Below are 15,664 nucleotides of genomic sequence, written 5' to 3'. Positions count from 1 at the left end.
GCCGCCCGCGCGGCGCTCGATCTTCCGGGCGCAATAAATCCAATGACATACGCCCGAAGCAATCACTTCCCCCGAATCAACCGGCGCAAGGCAAACCGGTTCGGATGACACGCCTGCGCCACCTCCCGCGGCACCGGCAGCGGCTCGCCGCAGACCCAGGCGGCCATCAGCTCCCCGCTCAAAGGCGCCGTGATCAACCCGCGCGACCCGTGTCCGCTGTTCACATACAACCCATCCAGCCAAGGGCAGGGCACATCCGGCACCTGCCGGGCATCCCGGCCCAAAACGGCATAAGCTTCGGCAAACGCCTGCGCATCAGCCACCGGCCCGACGATCGGCAGATAATCCGGGCTGGTACAACGGAACGCCGCGCGCCCTTGCAATTGCTCAGGGCTCAGCTCCGCCACGCCCAGGCGCTGGGCCAGGTCAGTGGAAATCTCATCCAGCAACGCCAGGTTGCCCTGGTGCTCGGCCACCGTCGGCGCCAGGTCTTGGCTGTGGAAATCAAAGCTCGCCCCCAAGGTATGTTCATCACCCCGCGGCGGTGCCACGTAGCCCTCCGCGCACACCACGGTGCGCAGCGCCCGGCTGCTGGCGGTGGCCGGCAAGCGGGTGATCTGTCCACGTATGCGCTTGAGCGGCAACCCTGCACAGGGCTCGAAGCGCCGCACCTCGGCAGCCCCGGCGAGGATCACCACAGGTGCGCTGGCCAACAGCTGCCCGCCCGCCCAGGCCTGCCAGCGTTCCTCGACCTTGCGCAGCTCGATGACTTCCTGATGGGTCACCAGGCGGATACCTGAGTGCTGCAACTGTTGCTGGCACAGCGCCGGCGGGTGCACCCAGCCACCTTCGGGGTAGAACAGCCCGCCGCCAGGTAATGCCACCCCGGCGATGGCTTCGGCCTCGGCGCGCGTCAGCGCATGCAGCAAGTCGTGGTCGAAAGCGGCAGCCAGTTTGCCCTGGCGCTCGGCCTCCTTGCTGTCGAAGGCCAGTTGCAGCACCCCGCAGGCATCCCAGTCGCGGCCGCGCTGCAAGTGCTGCAGTTGGCGCCGGGTGTAGCCGAAGCCGGACAGAATCATCTGCGACAGCGCGGTGCCATGGGCCGACAGCTTGAGGTACAGCACCCCTTGCGGGTTGCCCGACGCTTCCTGTGCTGGCGCGCCGTGACGCTCGAGCACGGTCACCTGCCAACCGCGCCGGGCCAGGCTGGCGGCGCTGGCGCTACCGGCAAGCCCGGCACCGATCACCAGTGCCTCTCGCCGGTGCTGTGCAGCAGGCGGGCGCGCGTACCAAGGGGCGCCAGGGTCGGGCTGGGGGCCGATGTAGGCACCACTCATCACCTCCCACTTCTTGCCGATGCCTGGCACTTTTTTCATGGCAAAACCGGCTTCTACCAAACTGCGACGGACCCAGCCGGTGGTGGTGAAGGTGCCCAGCACCGTGCCCGGGTGTGACAGCCGCGCCAGCTGCGCGAACAGCTCCGGGGTCCACATGTCGGGGTTCTTGGCCGGGGCGAAGCCGTCGAGGAACCACACGTCAACCTGTGCATCCAGTTGCGGTAACTGCTCCAGGACATCGCCAATCAGCAGGGTAAGTGTGACCCGCCCCTCAGCAAAGGTGAATTGCTGGAAGCCCGGATGCACTGCCACGTACTGCGCCAGCAGGGGCTCGCTGTAGGCGGCAAGCTCAGGCCACAGGCGCACGGCACGGGCCATGTCGGCGTGGCCAAGGGGGTACTTCTCGACACTGACGAAGTGCAGGCGGGCATCGCTGTGTGCGTGCTGTTCAAAAAGCTGCCAGGCACAGAAAAAGTTCATCCCGGTGCCAAAACCGGTTTCACCGATCACCAGGCTGGCGTGCGCTGCCAGGTCGGCAAAGCGCTCGGCCAGACGGGTCTGGCCAAGAAACACATGCTTGGTTTCTTCGATGCCTTCATTGACTGCGAAATAGACGTCGTCGTACTGCCGCGAGTGGGGGCGGCCCTGGTCGTCCCAGTCGATCTGGGCGTGCTGGAGGAGGGTGGACATGGTGGGCTCGATTGCAGCGGATGGCGCGATTTTATGCCATCCGCACCCCCTGTGGGAGCGGGTTTTCCCACGAAGAGGTCGGTACAGACAGAAATGAAATCCGCTAGTCTTGCTTATCCATTGAAGGAGCCAGTGCATGTTCGAATCCGCCGAAATCGGCCACAGCATCGACAAGGAGGCTTACGACGCCGAGGTACCCGCTTTGCGCGAGGCCCTGCTCGAAGCCCAGTACGAACTTAAACAGCAGGCGCGTTTTCCGGTAATCGTGCTGATCAACGGCGTCGAAGGCGCCGGCAAGGGTGAGACGGTCAAGCTGCTCAACGAGTGGATGGACCCGCGCATGATCGACGTGCTCACCTTCGACCAGCAGACCGACGAAGAACTGGCCCGGCCGCCGGCCTGGCGCTATTGGCGGGCGTTGCCACCGAAGGGGCGGATGGGCGTGTTCTTCGGCAACTGGTACAGCCAGATGCTGCAGGGGCGGGTGCACAGGCTGTTCAAGGATGCCGTACTCGACCAGGCCATCACCGGCGCTGAACGCCTGGAGCAGATGTTGTGCGACGAAGGCGCGCTGATCATCAAGTTCTGGTTCCACTTGTCCAAGAAGCAGATGAAGGCCCGCCTGAAATCGCTCAAGGACGACCCGCTGCACAGCTGGAAGATCAGCCCGCTAGACTGGCAGCAGTCAGAAACCTACGACCGCTTCGTACGCTTTGGCGAGCGTGTGCTGCGCCGCACCAGCCGCGATTATGCGCCATGGCATATCATTGAGGGGGTCGACCCGAACTACCGCAGCCTGGCGGTGGGTCGCATCCTGCTGGAAAGCCTGCAGGCCGCGCTGGCCAACAACCCCAAGGGCAAGCACCAAGGTAACGTGGCCCCGCTGGGCCGCAGTATCGACGACCGCAGCCTGCTCGGGGCCCTGGACATGACCCTGCGTCTGGACAAGGCCGATTACCAGGAGCAACTGGTAACCGAACAGGCGCGCCTGGCAGGGCTGCTGCGTGACAAACGCATGCGCCGGCATGCGCTGGTGGCGGTGTTCGAAGGCAACGATGCCGCCGGCAAGGGCGGTGCCATCCGCCGCGTGGCCGCAGCGCTGGACCCGCGCCAGTACCGCATCGTGCCGATTGCCGCACCGACTGAAGAAGAACGCGCGCAGCCATACCTGTGGCGGTTCTGGCGGCACATTCCGGCGCGCGGCAAGTTCACTATCTTCGACCGTTCCTGGTATGGCCGGGTGCTGGTGGAGCGGGTGGAAGGCTTCTGCACCCCGGCCGACTGGATGCGCGCCTACAGCGAGATCAACGACTTTGAAGAGCAGTTGGTGAATGCGGGTGTTGTGGTGGTGAAGTTCTGGCTGGCGATCGACCAGCAGACCCAGCTCGAGCGTTTTCAGGAGCGTGAGCAGATCCCGTTCAAGCGCTACAAGATCACCGAGGATGACTGGCGCAACCGCGACAAGTGGGATGACTACACCCAGGCCGTGGGTGACATGGTCGACCGCACCAGCAGCGAGATTGCGCCATGGACGCTGGTGGAGGCCAATGACAAGCGCTGGGCGCGGGTGAAGGTGCTGCGCACCATCAATGAAGCGCTGGAGGCAGCGTTTGCCAAGGACAGGAAATAGGCTGAGTGCTTGGCTCGGGATCTTTTGCGCCTGTGAGATCCAGCGCCGCCCGCGCGGCGCACGATCTCACAGGCGCAAAGAATCTCAGCCCATGCCCTACAAGAATGATTGGATGAATTCTTTTCTCGGTACGGTTCCCCGTAACAGTCCCCCAAGCCCGTAGAATTCAATCATTCCCACCACGGGCTTGATCGAGGAAACTATGCACACCACTTCCGGCCGCTGGACCTATGGCCTGTTCCTGGCACTTCTCACTGCATTGCTGTGGGGGATCTTGCCGATCAAGCTCAAGCAGGTGCTGCAAGTGGTCGACCCCATTACCGTCACCTGGTACCGCCTGCTGGTTTCCGGTGGCCTGCTGTTCGCCTGGCTGGCAGCCAAGCGACGCTTGCCGTCGTTCACCCAGCTGGCACCCAAGGGCAAGGGCCTGGTCGTGGTGGCCGTACTTGGCCTGATGGGCAACTACGTGCTGTACCTGATCGGCCTCAACCTGCTTAGCCCCGGTACCGCGCAACTGGTGGTACAGGTCGGCCCGGTGCTGTTGCTGGTGGCCAGCGTGTTCGTGTTCCGCGAGCGCTTCAGCCTGGGGCAGGGCGTAGGCCTGCTGATTTTGCTGGCGGGTTTTGGCCTGTTCTTCAACCAGCGCCTCGAAGAGCTGCTGACTTCACTGAGTGCCTACACCACCGGCGTGCTAACCATTCTGCTGGCCACCAGCATCTGGGTGTTTTACGCCCTCAGCCAGAAGCAACTGCTGACCGTGTGGCACTCACAGCAGGTGATGATGGTGATCTACCTCAGTTGCGCTGCGCTGCTCACGCCTTGGGTGCACCCACTGGAGGCATTGCAACTGACCCCGGTGCAGGGCTGGTTGCTGCTGGCCTGCTGCCTGAACACTCTGGTGGCCTATGGCGCGTTTGCCGAAGCGCTGGCGCATTGGGAGGCGTCGCGGGTGAGTGCCACGCTGGCGCTGACCCCGCTGGTGACCTTCGTTGCGGTGGCAGTGGCGTCACTGGTGTGGCCTGAGTATGTGCATGCCGAGGACATCAATGCCCTTGGCTATGTGGGGGCGGTCACAGTGGTGTTCGGTTCGGCGCTGGTGGCGCTGGGGCCATCGCTGCTGGCCAGTTGGCGCACGCGCAAGGCGCGATTGGCTCAGGTTCACTAAGCCTGTGGGAGAACTGCCTTGCTCATTATCTAGAATCTAGCTCGGTCACTGTGGGAGCGGGCTTGTCCCGCGAACACGGGCGAAGCCCGTGCCATACACCGTGTTGGATGCTTCGCGGGACAAGCCCGCTCCCACAGGTAACCCGCAGGCTTGAGGCTGATGCAGTACCTCGGGAAACATCAGCGCGCCTGATCATCCGAGGAATTGCCTAGTATTTTTACCAGTTGCGAGTCTTTTGCCATTTGAATCCAATGTGCCTAAAGGTCAAGCAGGGTAAACAATATGAAGGTACATAATTTTGTGCATCCCGGTATAAAGGTCAATGTGAATTACCTTGAGCAATTCGTTCGTCATAATCTACACCGTGAGCCTTGGAAGAGTGCCAGTGAAAAAGTACTGAATGATTACTTGAAAAGAGCAGATAAAAACTGGGTTCCGAAGCCGCGCGATGTAGTAGATTGCGGAGCTTATAGCCAGCCGGATTGTGGGTGTACTGATCAAACCCGAGATGGTCAGGCTGCTTATGCGCAGGCATTGCTCTGGGTGATCAAGGATGACAAGGAATATGCAGCTACTGCCATCAAAATCCTTGACGCATGGTCTCGAGAATTTACCGGAGGACATATCGGCGAAAATGCACGCCTTCAGGCATCGTGGGCAGCGTGCTTATTCATCAGTGCTGCGGAAATCCTTGCTCATACTGCGTCTGGCTGGACGACTGAAGGTAAGGCGCGATTCAGAGGGATGTTGGAAACGCAGTTTCAACCGATCATAGAGGAGCTCTTCTATGGTGACGGGTGGAAGTGGGATACCGTGCCTGGCAATTGGCGCTCCACAGGTATTGAGGCACTTTTATATATAGCGATTTTTACCGACAATCACGAAATCTTCGCCAGGAGTATCCAGTTATGGAAAGACCATATCGTGGCGTCCATTTATCTGGAAAGCGATGGGGCGCGTCCCAGACTACTGCCCAATTGGACCCGGGTGCCGACTGACGAAGAGGTCAATCAACAGTGGGGTAGTCCATACCGATACATCGAGGGGATGAACGTTGAGAGCTGTCGGGACTTCGCCCACACCGCTTATGGTCTGGCGGCTACTATCAATGTGGCTGAAACGGCGTTATTGCAGGGGATCGATCTGTACAGGGATGAAGAAACGCAAGCCATGGCGCGAATGATGCAGACGATGGAGTTTCATTCTCGGTATGAAAACATTGCATTGATGCCAGACATTTGTGAGCGATACCACGGCATCCAGTTGAGTGCTCAATGGACATTTGAAATTGGTTATACCCACTATGCGGTCCGTTTGGGGCACGCTTTGCCGGAAACTCGCGCATTTGTGCAAAGACATCGGCCGACGCAAGGCGATTTTCATTACATGTGGGAAAGTCTGACCCATGCTTATCCTCGTACCGGGGATGACCCGATCTCTTGAGTGCCAGAGCGATAGGCACCTCTACCCGATAAACTGTGAGCCGCCCGTGGTGCGGTGCCGAGGCGATGAGGCAACCTGGGCGGCTCATGGGGGAATCTAGCCTTTGCCCCCAGGCGCCAGCATGTTCTCCGGCCGTACCCACTGATCGAACTGTTCATTGGTCAGGTACTTCAGCTCCAATGCGGCCTCGCGCAAGGTCTTGCCCTCGCTATACGCCTTCTTGGCAATTTCCGCCGCCTTGTCATAGCCGATATGCGGGTTCAACGCCGTCACCAGCATCAAACCCCGCTCCAGGTGCGCGGCCATCTGCTCGGCATCCGGCTCGATGCCCGCCACACAATGCTGCTGGAAGTTGCGGCAACCATCAGCCAGCAACTCGACCGACTGCAACAGGTTGTGAATGATCACCGGCTTGAACACGTTCAGCTGCAAATGCCCTTGGCTGGCGGCAAAGCCAATGGCCGCGTCATTGCCCAGCACCTGGCAGGCCAGCATCGACAGCGCTTCGCACTGGGTGGGGTTGACCTTGCCCGGCATGATCGAGCTGCCGGGCTCGTTGGCCGGCAGGCGCACCTCGGCCAGGCCGGCGCGCGGGCCGGAACCCAGCAGGCGCAGGTCGTTGGCAATTTTCATCAAGGCCACGGCCAGGGTTTTCAGGGCGCCCGCCAGGCTGGTGAGCGGTTCGTGGCCGGCCAGCGCTGCAAACTTGTTGGGCGCGGTGACGAACGGCAAACCTGACTCTGCCGCCAGCTCGGCGGCGATGGCCTCGGCGAAACCATGCGGGGCGTTCAGCCCAGTACCTACGGCGGTGCCACCCTGGGCCAGTTCGCACACCGCTGGCAGGGTGGCACGGATGGCGCGCTGGGCGTAGTCGAGCTGGGCGACGAAGGCCGACACTTCCTGGCCGAAGGTGATCGGCGTGGCGTCCATCATGTGCGTGCGGCCGGTTTTGACCAGTTTGTTGTGACGTGCCGACAGTTCGGCCAGCCCCGAGGACAGCTCGGCAATCGCCGGCAGCAATTTTTCATGCACCGCCTGTGCAGCAGCAATGTGCATGGCAGTGGGGAAACAGTCGTTGGAGCTCTGCGAGCGGTTGACGTGGTCGTTCGGGTGCACTGGCGCCTTGCCGCCACGCCCCTTGCCGGCCAGTTCGTTGGCGCGCCCGGCGATCACTTCGTTGACGTTCATGTTGCTCTGGGTGCCGCTGCCGGTCTGCCAGACGACCAACGGGAACTGGTCATCGTGCCGGCCAGCCAGCACTTCGTCGGCGGCCTGTTCGATCAGCCGGGCGATGTCGGCCGGCAGGTCGCCATTGCGGTCGTTGACGCGTGCCGCGGCCTTCTTGATCAGCGCCAGGGCGTGCAGCACCGCAAGGGGCATGCGTTCCTTGCCAATGGCGAAGTTGATCAACGAACGCTGGGTCTGCGCACCCCAGTAGGCGTCCTCAGGAACTTCGACCGGGCCCAGGCTGTCTGTCTCGATACGGCTCATTCTGTACGCACTCCTGTGTAGTTCGAAATCGCAGTTTAGGCCCTCATTCGACGGAGCGGTTCCATCGCTCGTCGTGCCACTTGAGCACATCGCCACCACGGCGCAGAATGCTCTACTCTGAGGTACCCGCCTCCCTCTTGTTGAAGGAAATGCAATGACCCGTCTCCGTGTCCTTTGTGCCGCCGTTGCACTGGTTTGCGCCAGCGGCCAGGTACTCGCTGCCACTGCCAGCCACAATGCTGCTGCCGAGAAATTCCTGACCCTGGCCAACGCCGACAAGCTGGGCACCCCGGTGTACATGCAAGTGCAGCAGATGTTCGCCCAACGCTTCGCCCAGACCAAGGCCCCGGCCACCAAGCAGCCGGTGCTGGAAAGCTACCAGGCCAAGGCCAATGCCGCCCTGGACAACGCCATCGGCTGGAACAAGCTGAAGCCGAAGATGGTCGACCTGTACACCCAGACCTTCACCGAGCAGGAGCTGAAGGACCTGGTCAAGTTCTACGAGTCGCCGCTGGGCAAGAAAGTGCTGCGTGAAATGCCCAAGGTCACCCAGCAGTCGGCGCAGCTGACCCAGCAGAGCCTGGAGCCCGCAGTACCGGTGGTGAACAAGCTGCTGGAAGACATGACCAAGGAGCTGGACCCTAACGCCGGCAAGGCCGCCGCACCGGCGAAGAAGTGAGTACGCCGCAATGACCATGCAACAGCGTATCGAACAGCAGCTGGCGACGCTGGCGCCGCAACACCTGCAAGTGCTCAACGAAAGCCACATGCACAGTCGTGGTCAGGAGACCCACTACAAGGCAGTGATCGTCTGCGAGCAGTTTGCCGGGTTGAACAGCGTCAAGCGCCACCAGAAGGTGTACGCCACCATGGGTGAGCTGATGGGCCAGATCCATGCCCTGGCCATTCATACCTACACCGCCGAAGAGTGGGCCAAGGTCGGCGTTGCACCGGCCTCCCCAGTGTGCGCCGGCGGCGGGCACTGAAACCTTTTTGTTGTTCTGGTAGAATCCGCTTCATCCCAAAGGGGGCTGCTGTGCAGCCCATCACTGGCAAGCCAGCTTCCACAGGTACTCCACCCGTGGGCGCCGGCTTGCCGGCGATGGGGCGCGCAGCGGCCCTTTGTTCATTGTGTAACCCGGTCCGCCCCTTACGAGGGCAACCACCTGGAGAACCTGCTTCATGTCCCAAGCCATCGTCGTCGCGGCGCTGTACAAATTCGTCACCCTGGAAGACTACGTCGAGCTGCGTGAGCCACTGCTCAAGGCCATGCTCGACAACAACGTCAAAGGCACCCTGCTGCTGGCCCACGAGGGCATCAACGGCACCGTATCGGCCACCCGCGAAGGCATCGATGGCCTGCTGGCCTGGTTGCGCAACGACCCGCGCCTGGTCGATGTCGACCATAAAGAGTCGTATTGCGACGAACAGCCGTTCTACCGCACCAAGGTCAAGCTGAAGAAAGAAATCGTCACCCTCGGCGTGCCGGGCGTAGACCCCAACCAGGCAGTCGGCACCTACGTCGAGCCCCAGGACTGGAACGCCCTGATCAGCGACCCGGAAGTGTTGCTTATCGACACCCGCAACGATTACGAAGTGGCCATCGGCACCTTCAAGGGCGCCATCGACCCGAAGACCGAAACCTTCCGCGAGTTCCCGGAGTACATCAAGGCCAACTTCGACCCCAGCAAGCACAAGAAGGTGGCCATGTTCTGCACCGGCGGCATTCGCTGCGAAAAAGCTTCGAGCTACATGCTCGGTGAAGGCTTCGAGGCGGTCTATCATCTTAAAGGCGGCATCCTGAAATACTTCGAGGAAGTGCCTCAGGAAGACAGCCTGTGGGACGGCGACTGCTTCGTCTTCGACAACCGCGTCACGGTGCGCCATGACCTTAGCGAAGGCGAGTACGACCAGTGCCACGCCTGCCGCCACCCGATCAATGCAGAGGAGCGCGCGTCCGAGCACTATTCGCCAGGTGTCAGCTGCCCGCATTGCTGGGACAGCCTGAGCGAGAAGACCCGGCGCAGCGCCATCGACCGGCAGAAGCAGATCGAGCTGGCCAAGGCCCGCAACCTGCCGCACCCGATCGGTTACAACTACAAAGCCGAGGCTTGATGCATGTCTGCACGCCTGATCTATGTGATGGACCCGATGTGCTCCTGGTGCTGGGGTTTCGCGCCGGTGGCCGAGGCCCTGATCGCCCAGGCGCGTGACGCAGGCGTGCCTACCCACCTGGTGCCGGGCGGGCTGCGCACTGGCGGCAGCGCGCTTGACAGCGCCACCCGCAAGTACATCCTCGAACACTGGCAGGCGGTGGCCGACGCTACCGGCCAGCCGTTCCGCTTCGAGGGGGCCATGCCCGACGGTTTCGTCTACGACACAGAACCGGCCTGCCGCGCCCTGGTCACCGCCCGCGAACTGGGCGTCGAGGGCGTCTGGCCGCTGCTGGCATTGATCCAGCGCGCGTTCTACGAGCAGGGTGTGGATGTGACAACCGCGCCGCATCTGGTCGACCTGGCTGAACAGGCAGGCTTCGACCGTGTGCTGTTCGCCGACACCTTCGCCCGTGCCGATATCCGTGCAGCTACCGCCGCCGATTTCGGGTGGGCCCAGGACCTCGGTATTGCCGGCTTCCCGACGCTGCTGGCCGAGCGCAATGGCCAACTGGCCCTGCTGACCAATGGCTACCAGCCACTGGAGCGCCTGCAACCCTTGCTCGGCCGCTGGCTGCAGCAGGCCGCTTGTGCTTGATGTGCCTGGGTCACCCGACCCGGTGCCGGGCAAGCCCAGCACTGCGGCCGATCGATTGAGCTGGGCGGAAATCCGCCGCCTGGCCCTGCATCACAAGAAGAACCTCTGGTCCGCCAACCTCATCGCCGTGCTGGCGGCCTGCTGCAGCGTGCCCATTCCGCTGTTGCTGCCGCTGCTGGTGGACGAAGTGCTGCTCGGCCATGGTGATGCTGCGCTGAAATGGATGAACCACTTGCTGCCGTCTGGCTGGCAGGTGGCCGCCGGCTATATCGGCCTGATGCTGGCATTGACCCTGTGCCTACGGCTGGCTGCGCTGGCGTTCAACGTGGTCCAGGCCAAGCTGTTCGCTGGTCTCGCCAAAGACATCGTCTACCGCCTGCGCATCCGCCTGATCGAGCGGCTCAAGCGTATTTCGCTGAAGGAGTACGAAAGCCTGGGCAGTGGTACGGTAACCACCCACCTGGTCACCGACCTGGACACGCTCGACAAGTTCGTTGGCGAAACCCTCAGCCGTTTCCTGGTGGCCATGCTGACCCTGACCGGCACGGCGGCCATCCTGATCTGGATGCACTGGCAGCTGGCCTTGCTGATCCTGCTGTTCAACCCGCTGGTGATCTACTTCACCGTGCAGCTGGGCAAACGTGTCAAACACCTGAAAAAGCTCGAGAACGATAGCACCTCACGCTTCACCCAGGCGCTGACGGAAACCCTCGATGCCATCCAGGAAATCCGCGCCGGCAACCGCCAGGGCTACTTCCTCGGCCGCCTGGGCCTGCGCGCCCGCGAAGTGCGCGACTACGCCGTGGACTCGCAATGGAAAAGCGATGCCAGTGGCCGTGCCAGCGGCCTGTTGTTCCAGTTCGGGATCGACATCTTCCGTGCTGCGGCCATGCTTACAGTGCTGTTTTCCGACCTGTCGATCGGCCAGATGCTGGCGGTGTTCAGCTACCTGTGGTTCATGATCGGCCCGGTCGAGCAGTTGCTCAACCTGCAATATGCCTACTATGCCGCCGGCGGCGCGCTGAGCCGCCTCAATGAACTGCTGGCGCGTGCCGACGAACCCCAGTACCCGGCGGCCAGCGACCCGTTCGCCGGTCGCGAGACGGTCGGCATCGAGGTTCGCGACCTGCGCTTTGCCTACGCCGACGAGCCGGTGCTCGAACACCTCGACCTGTCGATCGCCCCGGGCGAGAAGGTGGCGATCGTCGGTGCCAGCGGCGGTGGCAAGAGCACGTTGGTGCAACTGTTGCTGGGCTTGTACAGCGCCCAGGCCGGGACCATCCGCTTTGGCGGTGCCAGCTTGCAGGAAATCGGCCTGGAAACCCTGCGCGAGAACGTTGCAGTGGTGCTGCAGCACCCGTCGCTGTTCAACGACACGGTGCGCGCCAACCTGACCATGGGCCGCGATTGCAGTGACGAGGCTTGCTGGCAGGCGCTGCGTATCGCCCAGCTGGATGCCACCATTACGGCCTTGCCGCAGGGCCTGGACAGCATCGTCGGGCGCTCTGGGGTACGCTTGTCCGGCGGCCAGCGCCAGCGCCTGGCCATTGCCCGCATGGTGTTGGCGGAGCCCAAGGTGGTGATCCTCGATGAGGCGACCTCGGCCCTGGATGCCGCCACCGAGTACAACTTGCACCAGGCCCTGGCGCGCTTCCTCAGTGGCCGTACCACGTTGATCATCGCCCACCGCCTGTCGGCGGTGAAACAGGCCGATCGGGTGCTGGTGTTCGATGGCGGGCACGTGGCCGAAGATGGCGGGCATCAGCAGCTGATCGCCGAGGGTGGGTTATACGCCAAGCTGTATGGGCACCTGCAGCAGAGCTGATCAGCGGGCTGCAGCGCGATCCCTGTGGGAGCGGCTTTAGCCGCGAACACCGGCGGAGCCGGTGCCATGCACCGTGTTGGATGCTTCGCGGGACAAGCCCGCTCCCACAGGTTACCCCGCAGGTTTGAGGCTGATGCAGGACCTGGGGAAATAACTGGCTTGCTCAGTTTCTAGAATCTAGCGCAACCCCTGTGGGCTTGAGGCTGATGCAGTACCTGGGGAAACAACTGGCTTGCTCAATTTCTAGAATCTACCGCAATCCCTGTGGGCTTGAGGCTGATGCAGTGCCTGGGGAAACAACTGCTTTGCTCAATTTCTAGAATCTAGCGCGATCCCCTGTGGGAGCGGGCTTGCCCCGCGAACACCGGCGGAGCCGGTGCCATCCACCATGCTGGATTCTTCGCGGGCAAGCCCGCTCCCACAGGTAGCCCGCAGGCTTGAGGCTGATGCAGTACCGGGGAAACAACTGTCTCCCACAGGTACCCCGCAGGCTGAGGCTGATGCAGTACTTGGGGAAACAACTGGCTTGCTCAATTTCTGGAATCTACCGCGATCCCTGTGGGCTTGAGGCTGATGCAGTACCTGGGGGAAACAACTGTCTTGCACAATTTCTGAAATCTAGCGCAATCCCTGTGGGAGCGGGCTTGCCCCGCGAACACGGGCGAAGCCCGTGCCATCACCCGCGGTGTCAGTTTTGGGGCAAGCCCGCTCCCGCTATGGCCAGCGCAAACGCTGTACAAATTCCCCGATTCCTTGTCATAAAAATCCCCTCCACAACGATGGCAAATGGCCTACGCTGTGCTTGTCTGGGTCGATCTTCGCCTTATCTGCTCTGTGACAGGGACTCCATGAAGGGACATCGCACACTCGAAGCGCCGAAGCTGCTTGGCATCACATGGCCCTTCATCGCCGTTGTGGTCTTCCAGGTGGCGCTGGGTAGCCTCAGCCTTTATACGCTCTCGGCCGTGCGTGCCTATGTGGCGGGCGAAAGTCTTTGGTCCAAGGCCCAGAAAGATGCCATCTATTACCTCACCCTTTACGCCGAAACCAACGACCCAAGTACCTACCAGCATTATCGCCAGGCCATAACCGTACCCTTGGGCGACCAACGGGTACGTGAAGTGCTGGACCAGCCCGGCCCCGACCTGGACGCCGCGCGCCAGGCGGTCCTGCAGGGGGGCAACCACCCCGACGATGTCGACGGGATCATCTGGTTCTACCGCAACTTCCGCAGCATCAGCTACATGCAGACGGCCATCGACTACTGGAGCATCGGTGACGACTACCTGGCCAAGCTGGATGTGCTGGCCGTCGAGATGCGCCAGCGGTACGACGCCGGCCCAGTCGATGCGCAGACGATCAACGGCTGGAAGGCCCGCATCGTCACCATCAACGAAGGCGTCACGCCGGCCGCCAAGGCCTTCAGCGATGCCTTGGGCGAAGGCTCACGCATGTTGCTGCGGGTGCTGCTGGTCACCAACCTGCTGACTGCGATGTTCCTGATTGCGATTGCCTGGCGCCGTTCCAGCAAGCTGTTGGCCCAGCGCCAAGCCTTTGCCAGCGCCCTGCAGGAAGAAAAAGAGCGGGCACAGATTACCCTGCGGGCCATCGGCGATGCGGTGATCACCGCCGATGTAGAGGGCTGCATCGGCTACATGAACCCGGCCGCCGAGCAGTTGACCCACTGGCAGGCCGCCCAGGCCCAGGGCCTGCCGCTGTCGGCGCTGTTCAGCCTGGTTGACGAGCAGGCCGAGGAAGACGGCCGCAGCCTGGTCGAGCAGGTGCTCAGCGGCAGCCTCAAGGGCGGCGCCGAGCATGCCCGGCTGATCCAGCGCCTGGACGGCAGCACGGTGTCGATCAACCTGGTGGGCTCACCGATCGTCAACGACGGCCAGGTCAACGGTATCGTGCTGGTGCTGCACGACATGACCCAGGAGCGCCAGTACATCGCCAACTTGTCCTGGCAGGCCACCCACGACGCCCTGACCGGGCTGGCCAACCGCCGCGAGTTCGAGTACCGCCTGGAGCAGGCGCTCAATGGCCTGGCGCGCCAGGCTGGGCGCCACTCGCTGATGTTCCTCGACCTCGACCAGTTCAAGCTGGTCAACGACACCTGCGGCCACGCCGCCGGCGACGAGCTGCTGCGACATATCTGCGCCGTGCTGCAATCCGGCCTGCGCGAAGGCGATACCCTGGCCCGGCTGGGCGGGGACGAGTTTGGCGTGTTGCTGGAAAACTGCCCGCCGGACCAGGCCGAGCGTATCGCCGAGCAGTTGCGCCAGCTGGTGCAGAGCCTGCATTTCGTGTGGAAGGGGCGGCCGTTCGTCACCACCGTCAGCGTCGGCCTGGTGCACATCGCCCAGGCCCCCGGCACCCTCGAAACCTCGCTGCGGGCCGCCGACATGGCCTGCTACATGGCCAAGGAGAAGGGCCGCAACCGCGTGCAGGTGTACCATGCCGACGACAGCGAACTGTCCATGCGCTTCGGCGAAATGGCCTGGATCCAGCGCTTGCATGTGGCCCTGGAAGAAAACCGCTTCTGCCTGTACGCCCAGGAAATTGCCCCGCTGAAAAGCTTCGAAGGCCCAGGCCATATCGAAATCCTGCTGCGCCTGCATGACGAGAGCGGCCGCACCATTCTGCCCAACAGTTTCATCCCGGCGGCCGAGCGCTATGGCCTGATGACTGCGCTGGACCGCTGGGTGGTGCGCAATGTGTTCCTGGTCATCCGCCAGTGCCTGGACGAAGGGCGCGAAGGGCCGTTATCGATCTGCGCGATCAACCTGTCTGGTTCAAGCATCGGTGATGACAAGTTCCTCGAGTACCTGCAGCGCCTGTTCGTCGAATACGCCATTCCGCCGCGGATGATCTGCTTCGAAATCACCGAAACCAGCGCCATCGCCAACCTTGGCAGCGCCATTCGCTTCATCAACGAGCTGAAAGGGCTGGGTTGTCGCTTCTCGCTGGATGATTTCTGCGCCGGCATGTCCTCGTTCGCCTACCTCAAGCATTTGCCCGTGGATTACCTGAAGATCGACGGCAGTTTCGTCAAGGACATGCTCGACGACCCGGTCAACCGGGCCATGGTCGAGGTCATCAACCACATCGGCCATGTGATGGGTAAGCGCACCATTGCCGAGTTCGTCGAAACACCCTTGATCGAGCAAGCCCTGCAGGAAATCGGCGTGGACTACGCCCAGGGCTACCTGATCGAACGCCCCCAGGTGTTCACCTGTGACAGTCTGCAGCGCCAACGGATCGCCACCCGGCCTCTGTTGCAGCGGGCACCTGGCACGTTTCGCTAGCTAGAAATCACATGGATCAAGGAGCTG

The 15,664-nt window shown here is 62.3% G+C and carries 11 protein-coding genes; 9 read left to right on the top strand and 2 right to left on the bottom strand.

Going from position 1 to position 15,664, the window contains the following annotated elements; all coding sequences use genetic code 11:
• Positions 1-62 precede the first annotated feature (62 nt).
• Entirely contained in the window at positions 63-2,027 is a 1,965-nt protein-coding gene (mnmC, locus tag E8E68_RS24490) for a bifunctional tRNA (5-methylaminomethyl-2-thiouridine)(34)-methyltransferase MnmD/FAD-dependent 5-carboxymethylaminomethyl-2-thiouridine(34) oxidoreductase MnmC (protein ID WP_266031456.1), read from the bottom strand.
• Between the two features lie 136 nt (positions 2,028-2,163).
• On the opposite strand from mnmC, the gene pap reads away from it, so the two are divergent.
• The 3 genes from pap (at position 2,164) to E8E68_RS24475 (ending at position 6,265) form a co-directional block, all read left to right on the top strand.
• Positions 2,164-3,657, top strand: coding sequence for a polyphosphate:AMP phosphotransferase (pap, locus tag E8E68_RS24485; protein ID WP_266031459.1), 1,494 nt, complete (start codon positions 2,164-2,166; stop codon positions 3,655-3,657).
• A gap of 202 nt (positions 3,658-3,859) precedes the next feature.
• Complete coding sequence (locus E8E68_RS24480) at positions 3,860-4,822, top strand: DMT family transporter (RefSeq protein ID WP_266031461.1); 963 nt, start codon at positions 3,860-3,862, stop codon at positions 4,820-4,822.
• 282 nt (positions 4,823-5,104) lie between these two features.
• The gene (locus tag E8E68_RS24475) at positions 5,105-6,265 is read left to right on the top strand and encodes an alginate lyase family protein (RefSeq protein WP_266031464.1); all 1,161 of its coding nucleotides are present in this window, start codon (positions 5,105-5,107) and stop codon (positions 6,263-6,265) included.
• Between the two features lie 96 nt (positions 6,266-6,361).
• On the opposite strand, the gene E8E68_RS24470 is transcribed toward E8E68_RS24475, so the two are convergent.
• Complete coding sequence (locus E8E68_RS24470; protein WP_266031466.1) at positions 6,362-7,756, bottom strand: class II fumarate hydratase; 1,395 nt, start codon at positions 7,754-7,756, stop codon at positions 6,362-6,364.
• A 154-nt stretch (positions 7,757-7,910) separates the two neighbouring features.
• Between E8E68_RS24470 and E8E68_RS24465 the strand changes: the two genes are divergently transcribed.
• The 6 genes from E8E68_RS24465 (at position 7,911) to E8E68_RS24440 (ending at position 15,637) form a co-directional block, all read left to right on the top strand.
• Complete coding sequence (locus E8E68_RS24465) at positions 7,911-8,435, top strand: DUF2059 domain-containing protein (protein WP_266031468.1); 525 nt, start codon at positions 7,911-7,913, stop codon at positions 8,433-8,435.
• Positions 8,436-8,445: 10 nt separating this feature from the next.
• Positions 8,446-8,742 (top strand): BolA family protein, encoded by a 297-nt coding sequence (locus tag E8E68_RS24460; RefSeq protein WP_266031470.1) that lies wholly within the window; start codon positions 8,446-8,448, stop codon positions 8,740-8,742.
• Positions 8,743-8,938: 196 nt separating this feature from the next.
• On the top strand, positions 8,939-9,871 hold the full coding sequence (locus E8E68_RS24455; protein WP_266031472.1) for a rhodanese-related sulfurtransferase: 933 nt from the start codon (positions 8,939-8,941) through the stop codon (positions 9,869-9,871).
• A 3-nt stretch (positions 9,872-9,874) separates the two neighbouring features.
• A complete protein-coding gene (locus E8E68_RS24450; protein ID WP_280345710.1) occupies positions 9,875-10,507 on the top strand; it encodes a DsbA family protein in 633 nt (210 codons plus the stop codon).
• Positions 10,500-12,332: an ABC transporter ATP-binding protein gene (locus tag E8E68_RS24445; RefSeq protein ID WP_280345706.1), complete on the top strand. Its 1,833-nt coding sequence runs from the start codon at positions 10,500-10,502 to the stop codon at positions 12,330-12,332. The genes E8E68_RS24450 and E8E68_RS24445 overlap by 8 nt, the downstream gene beginning before the upstream one ends.
• An 848-nt stretch (positions 12,333-13,180) precedes the next feature.
• Positions 13,181-15,637: an EAL domain-containing protein gene (locus tag E8E68_RS24440; RefSeq protein ID WP_110745555.1), complete on the top strand. Its 2,457-nt coding sequence runs from the start codon at positions 13,181-13,183 to the stop codon at positions 15,635-15,637.
• The last annotated feature ends 27 nt before the right edge of the window (positions 15,638-15,664 follow it).

The sequence above is a fragment of the Pseudomonas sp. BN607 genome (assembly GCF_029871175.1).
Lineage (GTDB): Bacteria > Pseudomonadota > Gammaproteobacteria > Pseudomonadales > Pseudomonadaceae > Aquipseudomonas.
The sequence above is the reverse complement of the archived record's forward strand: the minus strand, read 5'-3'. Positions and strand labels throughout refer to the sequence as shown.

Excerpts from the sequence above, each read along its gene's own strand:
- mnmC (WP_266031456.1), bottom strand. The coding sequence starts at position 2,027 with ATGTCCACCCTCCTCCAGCACGCCCAGATCGACTGGGACGACCAGGGC.
- pap (WP_266031459.1), top strand. The coding sequence starts at position 2,164 with ATGTTCGAATCCGCCGAAATCGGCCACAGCATCGACAAGGAGGCTTAC.
- E8E68_RS24480 (WP_266031461.1), top strand. The coding sequence starts at position 3,860 with ATGCACACCACTTCCGGCCGCTGGACCTATGGCCTGTTCCTGGCACTT.
- E8E68_RS24475 (WP_266031464.1), top strand. The coding sequence starts at position 5,105 with ATGAAGGTACATAATTTTGTGCATCCCGGTATAAAGGTCAATGTGAAT.
- E8E68_RS24470 (WP_266031466.1), bottom strand. The coding sequence starts at position 7,756 with ATGAGCCGTATCGAGACAGACAGCCTGGGCCCGGTCGAAGTTCCTGAG.
- E8E68_RS24465 (WP_266031468.1), top strand. The coding sequence starts at position 7,911 with ATGACCCGTCTCCGTGTCCTTTGTGCCGCCGTTGCACTGGTTTGCGCC.
- E8E68_RS24460 (WP_266031470.1), top strand. The coding sequence starts at position 8,446 with ATGACCATGCAACAGCGTATCGAACAGCAGCTGGCGACGCTGGCGCCG.
- E8E68_RS24455 (WP_266031472.1), top strand. The coding sequence starts at position 8,939 with ATGTCCCAAGCCATCGTCGTCGCGGCGCTGTACAAATTCGTCACCCTG.
- E8E68_RS24450 (WP_280345710.1), top strand. The coding sequence starts at position 9,875 with ATGTCTGCACGCCTGATCTATGTGATGGACCCGATGTGCTCCTGGTGC.
- E8E68_RS24440 (WP_110745555.1), top strand. The coding sequence starts at position 13,181 with ATGAAGGGACATCGCACACTCGAAGCGCCGAAGCTGCTTGGCATCACA.